The following is a 15,278-nucleotide window of genomic DNA, read 5'->3' on the forward strand; positions in this document are numbered from 1 at the left end:
GCGGTCGTAACGGTTGTGGTGCTCAGGTCCATGGTAGACGGCGCGGGTGACATGAACTCCTGAGGTTCGGGTGGTCATTCGGCCTCAGGAGTGGGCGGCTGCTGACTCTGGGCACTGATGTCGTCAATCATCCGTTGCAGGTGGTCGCGCACCTTCCCGCCATCGTCCCCGACCAGGTCGAAGGGAACGTCCTTGATGTGGGGCGGGCCGTCTGGGGTGCGGGTGGAGATCACCCTATAGTGCAACTGCGTGTTACCGTTCTTGATGTCCTCCCACAGCCTGGGGTGGTCATGGAAGTACTGGGCATACCTTGGGTCAGTTAGCAAGTGGTCACGTGCATAGGCCTGACTGCCTTGCTTCGCGTTCCCCTCGTAATGGGTGCGCACCGGTTTGCTGGACGGCTTCGCGGTAGCGCCCTTGTACTCCTCCTCATAGAAGTCCGTGCTGCGATCATGCTCGTTCGGCGTGGAACGGGAGGCACCATCGGTATAACCGCCCGGAACCGTACCGTTGTTGAGATCCTTGTTATTGTCGATAGCCCACTCATCCAACACCGGCGTGCCCTGCTCAGCAAGATACTTCTCACCCCCGACCTCACCAATATGGGCAGACGTGTCCCGAATCTCACGACGCGTGTCCGTAAGATCCTTGGCAGTTGTCTGCAGATCGTCTAGGTCGTCTGGGTCATAGCCTTTACGACCGAGTCTTGCGATCGTGTCATCGCGGTTATCGGCATTGAAGTCCTTACTGGTATGACCCTCGGGCATCTGCTCTCCCAGGTGCTGCTCAAGGATGTTGCGCTGATCAACGATCTCCTCGCGATATTCAAACAGCGCAGGGACATCCTTACTGTTGTGGACATCAAAATCCTCGCCACCGATGTCCGCGTCCGAATCAGGGTCAACACCATTATGAGAAGAACCATCACTATCATCACCATGATGCTGATCACGTTGGTGTTCATGGTTGTCCTGGTCGGTGTCACGGGGATGGTCCTGATCCCGACCATGGGCATTCTCAGCCGTGTGGCCTTCCCAAGCCCGCCGGCCGTCCCCGCCGTCCTCGGTTTCACGCTGACGCTCAGCCCCACCATCGCCATCGGACTTGGTACCATCCGGTTTGCTTCCGTCACTCCCATCTCCACTATGTCGGGACTCGGGAGTGTGGCCAGCGGCGGTGTCCTGACCGTGCGCGTGCGCCGCATTACCGTCAACGGCATGTGGGCCGTTGGTCCGAGCCGCAGCAGAGCCACTGGGATGCAAGCCCGCTGACGTACCGCCATCAGTATCGGAGCCCGACCGACCGCGGGTGTCCACATCAGCGCCGGAACCGGAACGACCAGAGGCGTGCGTATCCGAGCCATCAACGCCACCGGCGCCGCTACTGGTTTGCTGGTCGGCATCGGCCCGGTTAGTACGGCCGCCGGTGTCCTGGTCGGCCCCTGGTCTGGATCCGTCGCGAGCACTGCCGTCAGCCTGATCAGCACCCGTCCGGGTGGGCGCCGTGTCCGGGGTATCGGTGGTGTCGTGGGGTGCCGACCGGGAGGCGTCCGCGCCGGCGTGGCTGCCGCTCATGGAGCCCGCGCCGTCGGCCTCGGCCGGGGAATTGCCACTGCCGGCCCGACCACCACCCGCATCCGAGCCGCTGGCCTCGGTCCGGTCTGTGCTCGCATCCGGGGTACTAGTTTCGCCGCGGTGCGGGCCACTGCTGCCCGCAGGCTGGGACTCAGCGGCTGAACCGGCATCGGTGTGCGCGGCGCCGTGGGCCGAAGAAGCCGAAGAAGAGGTACCGATGTCGCCGTGGATGGGGTCGATGCCGTGGTAGCTGCTGTTCCCGGTAGAATAACCACCACCGCTGGAAGTACCTGGATTGCCCGCACCGCCCGGGCTGCCGGGGGAGCTTGGTGAAGAGCCGCCAGCACCAGCGCCACCGCCGGTGTCGGTGTGAGAAGACGGAGCGGAGGACGAGGGGGATGTGGAACCCGCCGACGAGCCCGCACCGCTGTGGCTTGAAGCTGGTGGTTTGCTGGTGTCTCCGTGAATCGGATCAAGACCGTGATAGCTGGAACCCGGGCTCCCAGAACCAGATGGGGTCCCACCGGGGCTGCTGGAGCCACCGCTGGTGCCGCCTGTGCTGGTGGTGGTGCCGGGGCCGTCAAGGTTGTTGGCGCCGCGCGCGGCCCGAGCCGAAGAGCCCGCATGCACCGGAACCTCGGGCAAGCCGCCCATATGGTTCTTGATGCCACGGCCGATTCCCCTGCCCGCGCTCTCGGTCAGATTCGAAGGTGCCAGCTGCTTGAGCTTATTCAGCTTGCCCACCAGGCTGGTGAGATCCGGCGGCACACGCCGCAGCAGACGCGACAAGCCCGAAATGGAAGTGATCAGGTCCTTAATCTTTCCCGACAGCCGGGTCACCCGCGTCGCGATCCACGAATACGTCTGATAAGCGACCAGCGGAGTCAACAAACCCAGAGAGAATATCTCCTCCGCAGCCGCCTGAATCAGCATGCCGAAGGCCTCCGTGATCGTATCCCGCACCATGTCATGGACGAACTGCACGATCGCCGCCGCGATCTCAAGGCCCTTGGCGATACCCGACGCCGCACCCGAAACATCATCCAAGCCACCGGACAGCTCCCTGGCCCGCGACCTCCACGCATCGGCCGCCTGACCGGCCTGGTCCGCGAAATCCGCGGTCACATAGTCCCGCAGATCAGCCGCATTAGCCGTCAACTCCTCGGCGATATTCCTCCAGGTCTGCGCCCCCGCCATCACCGCGTCCGCATCACCAGTGACCTTCTCCAGCATCTCATCAAGCGGGTGGATGTGCTCAATCAACCAACCCAGGCCCGCACTGACCGCAGCCGCAATCGGGTTGAACACCGTGAACACCACATCACCGGCCAGACCCACACCCGCGAGCGAGCCGAACAACCACGACCCGTTACCAATGGCCTCACCCAGATCCGAAAGGTCTTCCCCGACGCCGGTACCCGCCCAAAACGACGTAGAATCCTGCCGCTCAGCCACAAGCTGATTAGCGGTAGCCACAAGTAACCTCCAGGGAATCTAAGCAAAACAAATCAAACACATCATCTGCACGCGGCGACACCACAGCACCAGTCAAGCCGCCGGGTAGGTGCCGTAGGCGTCGGTGGCCGCCTGAGAATCAGTGTCCTCAAAATCAGTGGCCGTATCCTTCAAATCCTGCACGTCCCGCTCAAACAGGCCCTCAATATCCGACAGGCTCGAGTCAAACGCCGTCCTCGCAACCTCATACACCGACGCAAACAAAGGCGTACACAGCACCCCAAACGGCAGCCCACTCAGCCAGCATCAGCAGCAGACTCCACCGTCCCAATTCCGTCGCCTACTGAGGCCACGTGTCCGGCGTGGGTGCGCCACGCCTCCGGGGAGACCTCCAGATCAGCCATCACCAACCATAGGGAATCACGCTCCTAAACAAGCTTAACCAAACCGATACATACCAAACACGCATCACCACCAGCCAGACCCCAGCATCGGACTCTCGCCACACCTGTCTAGACTTCAAGGCGCCCCACGATCAGCCAAGCTGGGAGTATCCATCGCATAGGATTAGCCCGTTACACACGGCGCACGGGAGGGCGGCACATGCAGCACCGCACGCAGGACACCAGCTACATCTCCACCAGGGGCGGCATGGAGCCCGCCGGCTTCCTGGACGTGCTCCTGTCCGGGTTGGCGCCCGATGGCGGTCTGGCCGTCCCCGCTGTGGTCCCGCGCGTATCCGCCACCACCCTGGAATCTTGGCGGTCGTTGAACTACCCGGAGCTCGCGGCGGAGGTCATCGGCCTGTACGCCAGTGATATCCCAGCCGCGGATCTCCGGGAACTGACCGCCGCCGCCTACGGTCCGGAGCGCTTCCCGTCGCCCGTAGTACCGCTGCGTCCGCTGGACGACGTTGCCCCCGGAATGGCCCTGGTGGCACTATCCGAGGGGCCGACCATGGCCTTTAAGGACCTGGCCATGCAGTTCCTCGGGCAGGCAATCCCGTACGAGCTGGCACGCCAGGGACGCGTGCTCAACATTCTGGGCGCCACAAGCGGGGACACCGGTTCGGCCGCCGAGCACGCCTTCCGGGGACGCGACGGCGTCAGCGTCTTCATGCTCTCCCCACAGGGACGCATGAGCGACGTGCAGCGGGCCCAGATGTACTCCCTGGCCGATCCCAATATTCACAACATCGCCGTCGCGGGCGTATTCGACGACTGTCAGAACCTGGTCAAGGAGATTAACAGCGACCCCGATTTCAAGGCCGAGTACTCCATCGGTGCGGTCAACTCCATCAACTTCGGGCGAATCGCCGCCCAGGTCGTCTACTACGTGTGGGCCTGGTTGCGCGCCTCGGACCACTTATGCTCCAGAGTTCGGGGAGAGGGTGACGCCGTGCGCACCGACGGACAAGCCGAAGAAGCCGACGCCCCCGGTCCGTCAGGAGATGCCTTCCACGTCGACGTGGCAGTTCCCAGTGGGAACTTCGGCAATATCTATGCCGGCTACCTGGCCCGCACCATGGGAGTTCCCATCCGGCGACTCATACTCGCCACCAATGAGAACAACGTACTGGATGAGTTCTTCTCCACAGGCGTGTACCGGCCCCGTTCGAGCGCGCAGACCCTGGCCACCTCCAGCCCATCAATGGACATCTCCAAGGCCTCTAACCTGGAGCGGTTCATCTGGGCACTGCTCGGTCCCGATGAATTCCAGTCCCGCTGGCCCGAACTGGAAGGCACCGGAGTGCTGGATATTTCGGATCAGCAGGCGCGCCTGAGCAGGGAGTTCGGCTTCGTCTCCGGTACCTCCACCCATGCTGACCGGCTCAGCACCATCCGCCGGGTGCATGCGGCCACCGGCGAGCCTATTGACCCGCATACGGCCGACGGCGTCACTGTGGCTGGCCGCGTCATGGAGCCGGGTTTCCCGACCTTGGTGCTCGAGACCGCCAGGCCAGAGAAGTTCCCAGAGACCGTCGCCGAGGCGCTTGGAAGCCCGCAGCCGGAGCGCTCTAGGGTGCGTGAGCTGCTTCAGGCCGAGCAGCATGTCGTCAACATCCCGTGCGACGTGGACCGGCTGCGCGCCATTATTGCGTCCGACGCACTGCGTAGCTAACCGAGCAGGCCGATGTTTCACGTGAAACACTCAGTCCGCCTCGGTTGTCCTTCGCATACTGTTCCCCGCGGGAGCGCGGTCGAGCCTTTTGCATCGTGAGCGGTTGCTGTTTGGGTTCGGGACGAATATCGCGGTGGTGGTGACATGGTTTGTCGCACCAGCGTCGAGTACGCCTCTTCGAGCGCTTCGGCTGCCCTTTAGTAAGGCGTCGACCCTTTCAGCCGGGTCTCACGTGCGGTGGTCAATGGGGCTGTAGGACCGTCGAGGCGCTACCGCCTGGTTTCCCGCAACCGGCATCTTGACACCCAGTGCCACCTAGCCACGCCTAACAGCACTCGCGCTCACACCCGAATCATCGTCACTGTGGGCGGCCAGTGGGCTTGAACCGATAACAGCACCAACAGCACGAGCGCGCTGGCCGCCTAAATATCATGCCTCAAGCCTGCCTCCGCCGGCGGGGCCCGAAGCCGTTCGCACCACCTGGTGGCGCCACTAGTACTGCGCCACTAAACCGTACCTACTCGCACGACCGCCACAGGGATCGCCCATATCAGGAATGCTCTCGGCGAAGCGCTCATGGCAAACCCGGCTCCGATCTCAGTCACCTGAAGGGGAGGCCCAGCAACAACACGACTGAATACCCGCCAAGGACGTCATCACCGAACCCCGGTTCCTGATGGACACCGGCAGTCCGGAAGCTTGGCTCCATGTACGTCCACCAACAGCACTTACCTAACCCACCTGCTAACCGTTGCCAACCCACGCTCACGACACCAGGAGGAGGGCCCAGTGTTTCACGTGAAACATCAGCTCTCGCTCCGCCCCTCTAGCCCAACATACCCTCAGTGCCTCTTCCTCTGGTCCCCAGGTACGCAATGGGGGCGGTCAGCGTCGACGAGGGGTTAAGCGCCGCGGCTCAGATACGTGGGTACGCGACGGGTGGCCGCGGGCGGACGTTGCCGACCCAGGAACGGAACCCCGATCCGCAGGTACTGGATTCGCGGAGACTCCAGGGCGTCGGATGTTTCACGTGAAACATCCGATCCTTCAGCTTCACGCAGGATTCACATGCGCTGAGATTGCCTCAACTGAGCCTTTTCTCGCCAGGAAGCCCCTCGTCTGGCCAGGATCGGCGTGATGACGGCGAAGACCAGGGACAACACAAGGCGGTGCGGCCCCATGCACGCCACACCACTCCCTACCCATTCTTCCCGCAGCGTCGCGCCGAGCTCCAGCCCTGAGCCCCCGGCTCAGGTGAGAAAGACTCACTGCCTCAACAAGTCCGCGTGCCGGTGCGCCCGCATGCGCCGGAGAAGATGTTTCACGTGAAACATCGCCGAACACTGCTGGCGTGGCAGACTGTTCCCAGAGACACTACACCCGTCGGGAGGGATGACCGTGAACGAGACCAATCCACAACGAGGCAACCGGCTGGATCCCTGGCTCGATTCCTATGCGACACGGGCCTACGGCCTGCGCGAATCGGAGACCCGCTCGCTGTTCGCCGTCGCCTCCCGACCCGAGGTCGTTTCGCTGGCCGGCGGCATGCCGAACTTGAAGGACCTGCCGCTCGATCGAATCGCCGAGGCCACCGCGCAGATGATACGTAAGGAGGGTGGTCGGGCACTGCAGTATGGCAACGGACAGGGGACGCCCAGACTGAGGGAGCAGATTCCTGAGGTCATGGCCCTTGAAGGAATCGATGCCGATCCCGAGGACGTGGTCATCACCACCGGTTCCCAGCAGGCCGTCGACATCGTCACCGAGCTGTTCATCGACCCCGGCGATGTCATCCTCACGGAGGCACCGACTTACGTAGGTTCGCTTTCCATCTTCTCCACCTATCAGGCCGACATTCAACAGGTCCCCATTGACGCCGACGGCGTCATCCCCGAGGCTTTGGAACAAACAGTCGTCGAACTCGAGCGGCAGGGTCACCGCGTCAAGTTCTTCTACTGCCTGCCGAACTTCCACAATCCGGCCGGCGTCAGTCTCTCGGAGGAGCGGCGCCCTGAGATCATTGAGGTTTGTCGCCGTCACCACATCCTCATCATTGAGGACAACCCTTACGGTCTCCTCGACTTCCAGGGTCGCACAAGCACCGCTTTGAAGACCTTGGCGCCCGACGACGTCGTCTACCTCGGGTCCTTCTCCAAGATCTTCGCTCCGGGCTACCGGGTAGGATGGGCCGTCGCGCCGCCTGCGGTGCGCGAGAAGATGAAGCTGGCATCCGAAGCAGCAATCCTGTGTCCAAGTTCGGTAGGCCAATTCTCCATCTCCACCTACTTGGACAATTTCGACTGGCGGGGCCAGATTCAAGAGTTCCGCACCATGTACCGCACTCGCCGCGACGCCATGGTGGAAGCCCTGAGCGAGTTCATGCCAATGTGCACGTGGAACGTGCCCGAGGGCGGCTTCTACGTCTGGGTACGACTGCCCGACGGTCTGGACGCCAAGGAGATGTTGCCGCGAGCCGTCACCAACCTGGTTGCCTACGTCTCCGGAACTGCCTTCTACGCAGGCGGGCGCGCCGGTCGGGACCACATGCGCCTGTCATTCTGCTATCCCGAACCGGTCGATATCCGCGAAGGCGTGCGACGACTCTCGGAGGTCGTCAAGCATGACTTGGACCTCATTGATCTCTTCGGACCTGCCCGGCAGCGTCCCTCAATCGGGGTTTCCGCCCCGTCCCCGGACCAGGTCTGACCGTAACACCGCACCGCATTCCAGAAGCAAGGAGCCGTCATGACCGACACCCCAGAATCAGTTTCCGACACCATCGGCGCACCCACAGCACCCCTGCGTGTGGCCGTGCTCGCAGGTGGCCTCAGCCATGAACGGGACGTCTCACTTCGCTCCGGCCACCGGGTGATGAACGTCCTCAAGCATTTGGGACATACCGCCGTGGTGCTCGACGTCGACGCCCGGACGATTCCGTCGCTCAAGGCCTTCAGCCCCGACGTGGTCTGGCCGCTGGTCCACGGCGGACACGGGGAGGACGGCGGACTACAGAATGTGCTCATCGCCCTGGATCTGCCGTATGTGGGAACACACTCGGATGGATGCCAGCGTGCCTCGTTCAAACCCACGGCCAAGGCATCCGTACGCGCTGCCGGCGTGCCCACACCGGACTCGGTGACCCTCCCGAAGGCCTACTTCAGCCAGCTCGGAGCACAGGAGGTGCTCGGCGTTGTCGCCGGTCACCTGGGACTGCCGGTTGTGGTCAAGCCTAACCAGGGGGGATCCGGCCTCGGCGTCTCCTATGTGTCCAATGCCGACGAGCTGCGCACCGCCATGGTTTCATGCTTCGCATACGACGAGCGCGCACTGATTGAGAACTACGTCGAAGGAACCGAGCTCGCAGTATCGGTTGTGGACACCGGCGATGGTCCCCGCGCCCTGCCGCCGGTTGAGGTCGTCTCCCAAGGTCGCTACGACTTTGACGCCCGCTACAACCCCGGGCGCTCCGAGTATTTCGTCCCGGCCCGCCTGGACGACGAGGTAATCCACCGTGCGCAGGAGATGGCAATCTCCGTGCACCGCACCCTGGGCCTGGGCAATCTCTCCCGTACCGACATGATCCTGGACTCTGAGAAGCAGCCTTGGTTCATTGACGTCAACGTCGTTCCTGGAATGACCGAGATCTCGCTCTTCCCAATGGCGGCCAAGGCGGCCGGGGAACTGGAGGAGCTCTACGATCAGCTGGTCCGTCATCCCGCCGTTCGACCCCAACCCCGCGGTGCCTGACGAACGGCGCACCCTCTCGCTTCGGCTGCTTGCCGCTCCCACCGAGCAATGGGCCGCGATGTTTCACGTGAAACATCGCGGCCCTTAGTTGTGAGTTCTGATCACTCGCGGTTTGTGCCGTCTCCGCCTTCAGCCTTCATCAAGTGACGTTCCCGGCGCCAGAGCCTCGACTATACGGGCGAGGTCCTCGTCACCGGCGAATTCAATGGTGATGCGCCCCTTCTTCGCTCCGCGTGTTACCCGCACGCGCGTATCAAAGGCATCTGAGAGCCGGGTGGACAGGGCGGGCAGGGGGGTGTTGCGAGAGCGGGCCGGCGCTGAACTCGGAACCGCGTCGGGCATCTCCCCGTAAACCGCTACGATCTCCTCTGTCGCACGTACCGACAGTCCCTCGGCCACAATGCGCTGTGCCACTCGCTCCATGGCCGCCGCATCAGGTAGTCCCAGGAGCGCGCGAGCATGGCCGGCAGAAATGACCTCCGCCGCTACGCGGCGTTGCACCAGCGGGGGAAGCTTCATAAGCCGCAAGGTGTTGGAGATCTGCGATCGTGAACGCGCAATCTTCTCAGACAGCTCGGCCTGAGTGCAGTCGAAGTCCTCCAGCAGCTGCTGGTAGGCGGCCGCCTCCTCAAGCGGATTCAACTGCACCCGGTGCAGGTTTTCCAGCAGGGCGTCCCGGAGCAGCTCTTCATCCGCGGTGTAACGCACAACCGCCGGGATCGTCTCCAGCCCGGCCTCCTTGGCGGCGCGTAGGCGTCGCTCGCCCATAACCAGTTCATATGTGGCGGTCTGCGCATCCGCACCGGTTGGACCATCCGCAGCCTGATCGGGCTCGCCCCCGGCAGAGTCTTCAATATCCTCCGCCTCCTGCGCCGGGACTGCGGCGACCTCCTCGGTTCCGGCGTCATCGACACGGCGAACCACAATAGGTTGGAGCAGGCCCACCTCCTTAATGGAGGTGGCTAGCTCGGAGATGTCATCCTCGTCAAATACCTGGCGTGGCTGACGCCGGTTGGGCATGATCGCTTCAACGGGAAGTTCCGCGAATGTAGCCCCGGGAACCGGAACCAGTTCCTCATCTGCCGCTGCATCTGCCTCGGCGGATGTTTCACGTGAAACATCCGCCGCGGGCGTAACCTCTACCTCGCCCCCTCGCTGCACTTCACCGACTTCGTCTGCGCCCAGGGAAGTCGGCTCCTCCGCCGTCCGCGCGGCCGTATCGGCCTGCTTCGGCTGGCGCCGGTTGCGTTTAGACGGCGCGAGCAGAGTCGCCGCTATGTCATCGGCGTGCCTGGCCGCCGCCATGTCGGAGGCGGCATCCGCAGCGGCGTCACCGCGTCCCGCGGGGAAGAAGACATCGGAGGGTCGGCGGGCTGGATTCTCTGCCTGGGCCTCCGGGATGAGCGCCTGCAGCCCTCGACCCAGGCCGCGTTTCTTGTGTGCCATGGTCATGCCTCCGTGGATTCGTCCTGCCGACCCTCACCGGACTGGGCTCCGCGTGCGGCGATCTCGAGGGCGAGCTTCTTGTAGGCGACCGCGCCGCTGGAGCGGGGGTCCCAGAACACGACCGGTGATCCGAAGGACGGTGCCTCCGCAACCCTGACCGAACGGGGGATGCGCGTATTCAACGCGGCCTGCGGGAAGTATGTGCGCACCTCGTTCTCAACCTCCTTCGCCAGCGTAGTACGGCTATCGAACATGGTCAGCGCGATCATCGAGACACTCAGATCCGGGTTATGGATCTGGGCGATCCGCTCAACCGAACGAGTCAGCAGAGCCAGTCCCTCTAAGGCGTAGTACTCGGCCTGCATGGGGATCAGTACCTCACTGGAGGCCACAAAAGCGTTGATCGTCATAATGCCCAGACTCGGCGGGCAGTCGATGAGAACGTAGTCCATGCGGGGAAGACCCTGTGCGGCCCTCTCACGCAGAAACTCCTCCAGTGCTAGGCGCATACGCGACTCCCGCTGAGAGGAATTGATGAGTTCGATCTCCACCGCCGCCACATCGATTGTGGAGGGAACGCACCACAGTGACTCAGAGAAGCGGGTCTTTACGACCACATCCTGGATGCGGGCCCCCTCCACCAGTACGTCGTAAATGGAGGCCTGCTCCTCGTCATGCTCGACTCCGAGCGCGGTGGAGGCGTTACCCTGCGAGTCCGCATCGACCACCAGAACATGCAGTCCCGCTTCGGCCAGGGCGGCCGCCACATTGACCACTGTGGAGGTCTTGCCGACACCGCCCTTCTGGTTGGCGACGGCGATGATTCGGGTGTGCTCGGGTCGTGAAAATCCGCCCCCGGCCACCTCATCCAGGGTTGAGCGGTCAGCGCTGAGCTGATCGAAGATGGACGATCCTGACAATCTGCTTCTCCTACGGCGACATCCCGGCGGCGCACGCCCCTCGGCACTTCAGTCTACGTGAGAAGCGGCCGATAACCGGTCAGCGCGAGGCCGGTCTGCGGACCTGAACGACCTTGGTGACCTCCTCGCCGGGGGTCACCACCTCGTGAATCACCGCCGGCTCGAGACGAGCCCGTTTAATAGCGTACTTCGCGTCTGCGACCTCGGCCTCCGCACGGGCCCCTTTAAGCGCCAGCAGGCTCCCACCCGGAAGCAACAGAGGAGAGGTTATCCTAAGCAGTTTTGTGAGATTTGCCACAGCTCGTGCGGTGACCGCATCGTATCGAGCTCTCAGCTCCTCCGCTCGCGCCCGCCTGACGGTGACATTGTCCAGTCCGAGCTCCGCCACGACGTCGTCGAGCCACTGCGTGCGCCGCTCCATGGACTCAACCAGCACCACGTCCAGGTCCGGGCGCAGCAGCGAGACCACCACGCCGGGGAAACCGGCGCCCGAACCAATGTCAGCCACTCGCCCCCGCTCGGGCAGAAAAGGTACCACCGCCGCGGAGTTAATAATATGGCGCGTCCACAGTCGCGGAAGTTCCCGGGGCCCCAGAAGGCCGCGGAGCTCACCCTGCTCGGTGAGCATCTGCGCGAAATGCTCGGCGGCACCGAAGGCCGATCCGAACATGGCGCGCATCTCCTGGCTCGGACGCTCCACCGCAGGCCCGTCCTGCGGTTCGGCCGCGGCGACGTTATTGCCGGTCATTGCGCCTACGCCTGCTCGTCGTCGGCCGCCGCTGCCGCAGCGTCGGTGACCTCGTGGCCCGGACGGGCGCCGCCCTCGGTGTCTAGACCGTCGGCATCCTGGGAATCATCCGACTCCTCGGGCAGCATGACCACCACATGCCGGTGCGGCTCGGTGCCCTCGGACTCGGAGAACAGACCCGCCGCGGCGACGACGTCGTGGCAGACCTTCCGTTCGAAGGGATTCATGGACTCCAATGCCACCGGGTCCCCAGTCGCCTTGACCCTGGTGACCGCCTCCTCGGCGATCTTGGTCAGCTCCGCCCGGCGCCCGGCGCGGTAGCCGTTGATGTCGAGCATGAGCCGGGAACGATTGCCGGTGCGCACCTGCACCGCCAGGCGGGTGAGCTCCTGGATTGCCTCCAGAACCTCGCCGTCGCGTCCCACCAGGTCGGCCAGTTCACGTTCATCGCCCTCCTCCGAGGCGATGATGGCGACTGAGGCGCGGCCGTGGTCGACATCAATATCGATGTCTCCGCCCAGGTCGACGATGTCTAAAAACTCCTCGAGGTAGTCGGCACCGACCTCGCCCTCCTCCTCAAGGTCCTTTACAGTGGTGGCCTGCTGTCTGGGGTGTTGTGCTGCGTGCTCGCTCATGGTGGGTGTCTCTTCGCTGCTCGTGGTTACCTTGAGTCCGGCGCGGCCGGGGTCAGTGAGGCTTGCGCCTATTGTTCTTCTTGTTCTTGCCGGCCTGGCCCTTGCGCTTGGCGGCCGCCTGCTTGCGGGCCCGGGCACGCCTCTCATAGCGACGTCGGGCGATCTCCTCCGGGGTCAGGCCGACGGCGTTGGTCCGTTCCTGGGCATCGTTGGTTTCCGATTCGGCGTCCTCAGAGGCGCTCGTGTCCGCACTTGCCGTCGCGGAGGTCTTCTGCGGCCGCTTCTTCTGCCGGTCCTTGCGCACCGGCTGAGCTCGCTGCCCGGAGGTGGCGGTGCCCTCGGCCTCTGCCTTGGCGCGTTCTTCCTCCTCCAGAGAGGGCAGGCCCTTGCGGGCCCGCTTGGCGTTCTCACGGGCGCGCATCTTCTTCTCCGCCTCCGAACCGGGGACGGGCATCTTGCGAATGGTGAAGAACTGCTGACCCATGGTCCACAGGTTGGTGGTCACCCAGTACACCAGCACGCCGATCTGGAACTGCACGCCGGTGAAGGCGAAGACCAGCGGCATAACCACCATCATCATGCGCTGGGTGCGCATGGCCGGATTGTCAGCGCTCTTAGCCGATTCCGGCATGTTCTTCATGCTCAGCTGGGCCATGGTGTACCACTGGGTGATGCACATCAGGGCGATCATCGCAGCGGTGACAGCCTTAACCGTACCGTCGTCGGAGCTCATGAAGGAGGACGACAGCGGGGCACCGAAAACGGTCGAGGCCTGCACGTCCTTAGCCAACTCGGCGGTCAGTGGACCGATGGAGGCATGGTTGGCATAGGTCTCGGTGGCCACCGCCTCCAGATTCGCCAACACCCGGAACAGGGCGAAGAACACCGGCATCTGGAAGACGATCGGCAGACAGGAGGCGAAGGGATTGGTGTTGTGCTTGCGGTACAGCGCCATCATCTCCTCCTGATGGCGCTGCTGCGATACCGGGTCCTTCTTGCCCTTGTACTTGTTCTGCAGTGCCTGCAGCTCGGGCTGCATCAACTGTATGCCGCGTGAGGCGCGGATCTGCCTGACGAACAGCGGCATGATCAACAGCCGCACGAACATGGTCAGGCCTATGATGGACAGCACCCAAGCGATGCCCGGCCCACCGGGCAATCCGATGAAGACGAGGAATCGATGGATGCTGACCATGACCCAGGCGACCGCGACCATTAAGGGCCACAGGATCGTGTCCATTGCACTCCTTGTACTCGGTAATCAGCTATTTCTGAGATCTGGACGGTTACTGCGACCACAGCGCCTGTGGCGCCCGACGTGGTTCGGGCCCGTCATCGGGCCTGCCCTCAAGGTCCGCTGCGAAGCGGGGGATGTCGGGCGGTAGGCGGTAGCGCCACGCCCCGGGTTCGGGAACATGATCCACCCCGCCGCGGGCCAACGGGTTGCAGCGCAGCAGCCGCCAGGCCGCCAGCAGCATTCCCTTTAGTGCTCCGTGCACCCCAATCGCCTCCGCCGCGTAGGCCGAACAGGTGGGATAGTAGCGGCAGCGTCGCGGCAGGGCGGGAGAGATCCAATGCTGGTACATCCGCACCAGGGCAAGTGCTGCCCGAGTGGCGGCCGAGGGTTGTCTCCTCCGTTGGGGCGTGGTCATCGGCGCCGCCCCTGGTGAGCCGATCTGCGGCTGCGCTCCAGCAGCCGGTCCAGGTCGGCGGCCAGTTCGGCGCTGGTGGCGCCGTCGGCGGCGGCCAGGCCGCGCACCACGATCCGTGCTCCCGGCTCCAATTCATTCAGGCGCGCCCGCATCAGCGCACGCACTCTCCGTTTGATCCGGTTGCGGTGCGTGGCGCGGGCAACCTGCTTCTTGGAGACCACGATTCCCACGCGGGCCGGGTTGTCGGGCACGACGACGCCGCCTGCCTCGGGAGCTTCACCCGAGCCAGGATTCGATCCGGCACAGTAGTGCACCACCAGTCGGCGACTGCCGCTGCGCGCACCGGACCTGACCGCGGCCGAGAAATCCTCCGACCGCAGCATCCGATGCGACGCCGGGAGCACCTCAGCCGGCGAGACGGGCGCGACCCTTGCGGCGGCGCGAAGCCAGAACGGCCCGACCGGCACGGGTGCGCATACGCTTACGGAAACCGTGCACCTTGGCGCGGTGACGGTTGCTGGGCTGGAAGGTCCGCTTGCTCACGGGTCTACTCCTGGTGCGATGATCGGAACCGTGCATCGCCGATCGCGGCACGGTCGCTCGCGTTGGCTGCCCCATGGACCGGGACGTGAATCCACGCGAACGTCCTCACCACAATAGGGGCACGCTTTCACTGCGGTCAAACGAGTACGGCCGCATTGTGATGAGAACCCGAACACGCCCGTCCCAGGGCTGCCCTTGCGGCGCACCGCCCAGTCCCGAGCCTGTGAACTGCCGTCCCCCGCCCCTGTGCACAGCCGCCGTCCACGCCCTACAGGTGCCCTCGCCCCGCAACCCGGCCTCGTGCCTGGCCTGACGCCACCCGCCGGGGCCGGCGAGGCGACGTCACAGCCGATGCCATACTCTTCCCCAGCTGTGGACAAGCCTGTGGGCAACCGTCGGTGGACCGTTCCGGTCCCCGTTGGAGCCCATCCACGCCC

At 64.0% G+C, this 15,278-nt stretch carries 13 protein-coding genes; 3 read left to right on the top strand and 10 right to left on the bottom strand.

Translation table 11 applies throughout. The features are described from left to right. Nucleotides 1-74 precede the first annotated feature (74 nt). Entirely contained in the window at nt 75-3,029 is a 2,955-nt protein-coding gene (locus CWT10_RS16600) for a hypothetical protein (RefSeq protein WP_146032402.1), read from the bottom strand. Between the two features lie 93 nt (nt 3,030-3,122). Further along, nucleotides 3,123-3,281, bottom strand: coding sequence for a hypothetical protein (locus CWT10_RS16920; RefSeq protein WP_158247657.1), 159 nt, complete (start codon nt 3,279-3,281; stop codon nt 3,123-3,125). A 351-nt stretch (nt 3,282-3,632) separates the two neighbouring features. Here CWT10_RS16920 and CWT10_RS16605 point away from each other — a divergent pair, with 351 nt between their 5' ends. The 3 genes from CWT10_RS16605 to CWT10_RS16615 all read left to right on the top strand — a co-directional run bounded on the left by CWT10_RS16605 (nt 3,633) and on the right by CWT10_RS16615 (nt 8,897). Next, complete coding sequence (locus CWT10_RS16605; RefSeq protein ID WP_103063216.1) at nt 3,633-5,150, top strand: threonine synthase; 1,518 nt, start codon at nt 3,633-3,635, stop codon at nt 5,148-5,150. 1,392 nt (nt 5,151-6,542) lie between these two features. Next, on the top strand, nt 6,543-7,856 hold the full coding sequence (locus CWT10_RS16610) for an aminotransferase-like domain-containing protein (RefSeq protein ID WP_103063217.1): 1,314 nt from the start codon (nt 6,543-6,545) through the stop codon (nt 7,854-7,856). Nucleotides 7,857-7,895: 39 nt separating this feature from the next. After that, nucleotides 7,896-8,897, top strand: coding sequence for a D-alanine--D-alanine ligase family protein (locus tag CWT10_RS16615; RefSeq protein WP_103063218.1), 1,002 nt, complete (start codon nt 7,896-7,898; stop codon nt 8,895-8,897). A gap of 129 nt (nt 8,898-9,026) precedes the next feature. Here the strand turns inward: CWT10_RS16615 and CWT10_RS16620 are convergent, their stop codons facing one another. From CWT10_RS16620 to rpmH, 8 genes are all read right to left on the bottom strand, one after another. Next, the gene (locus CWT10_RS16620) at nt 9,027-10,343 is read right to left on the bottom strand and encodes a ParB/RepB/Spo0J family partition protein (protein ID WP_128683633.1); all 1,317 of its coding nucleotides are present in this window, start codon (nt 10,341-10,343) and stop codon (nt 9,027-9,029) included. Nucleotides 10,344-10,345: 2 nt separating this feature from the next. Further along, nucleotides 10,346-11,263 (bottom strand): ParA family protein, encoded by a 918-nt coding sequence (locus CWT10_RS16625; RefSeq protein WP_103063219.1) that lies wholly within the window; start codon nt 11,261-11,263, stop codon nt 10,346-10,348. Nucleotides 11,264-11,342: 79 nt separating this feature from the next. Next, on the bottom strand, nt 11,343-12,011 hold the full coding sequence (gene rsmG, locus CWT10_RS16630; RefSeq protein ID WP_103063220.1) for a 16S rRNA (guanine(527)-N(7))-methyltransferase RsmG: 669 nt from the start codon (nt 12,009-12,011) through the stop codon (nt 11,343-11,345). A 5-nt stretch (nt 12,012-12,016) separates the two neighbouring features. Beyond that, nucleotides 12,017-12,646 (bottom strand): Jag family protein, encoded by a 630-nt coding sequence (locus CWT10_RS16635; RefSeq protein WP_103063221.1) that lies wholly within the window; start codon nt 12,644-12,646, stop codon nt 12,017-12,019. Nucleotides 12,647-12,698: 52 nt separating this feature from the next. Continuing rightward, nucleotides 12,699-13,886, bottom strand: coding sequence for a membrane protein insertase YidC (yidC, locus tag CWT10_RS16640; protein ID WP_103063222.1), 1,188 nt, complete (start codon nt 13,884-13,886; stop codon nt 12,699-12,701). Nucleotides 13,887-13,932: 46 nt separating this feature from the next. Beyond that, nucleotides 13,933-14,298 carry a membrane protein insertion efficiency factor YidD gene (gene yidD, locus CWT10_RS16645; protein ID WP_103063223.1) on the bottom strand — a complete coding sequence of 122 codons (366 nt, stop codon included), beginning with the start codon at nt 14,296-14,298 and terminating at the stop codon, nt 13,933-13,935. Continuing rightward, entirely contained in the window at nt 14,295-14,765 is a 471-nt protein-coding gene (gene rnpA / locus CWT10_RS16650) for a ribonuclease P protein component (protein ID WP_332881190.1), read from the bottom strand. The genes yidD and rnpA overlap by 4 nt, the downstream gene beginning before the upstream one ends. Further along, nucleotides 14,704-14,841, bottom strand: coding sequence for a 50S ribosomal protein L34 (gene rpmH / locus CWT10_RS16655; RefSeq protein WP_103063225.1), 138 nt, complete (start codon nt 14,839-14,841; stop codon nt 14,704-14,706). The genes rnpA and rpmH overlap by 62 nt, the downstream gene beginning before the upstream one ends. Nucleotides 14,842-15,278 lie beyond the last annotated feature (437 nt).

The organism is Actinomyces qiguomingii, from assembly GCF_004102025.1.
GTDB lineage: Bacteria > Actinomycetota > Actinomycetes > Actinomycetales > Actinomycetaceae > Actinomyces > Actinomyces qiguomingii.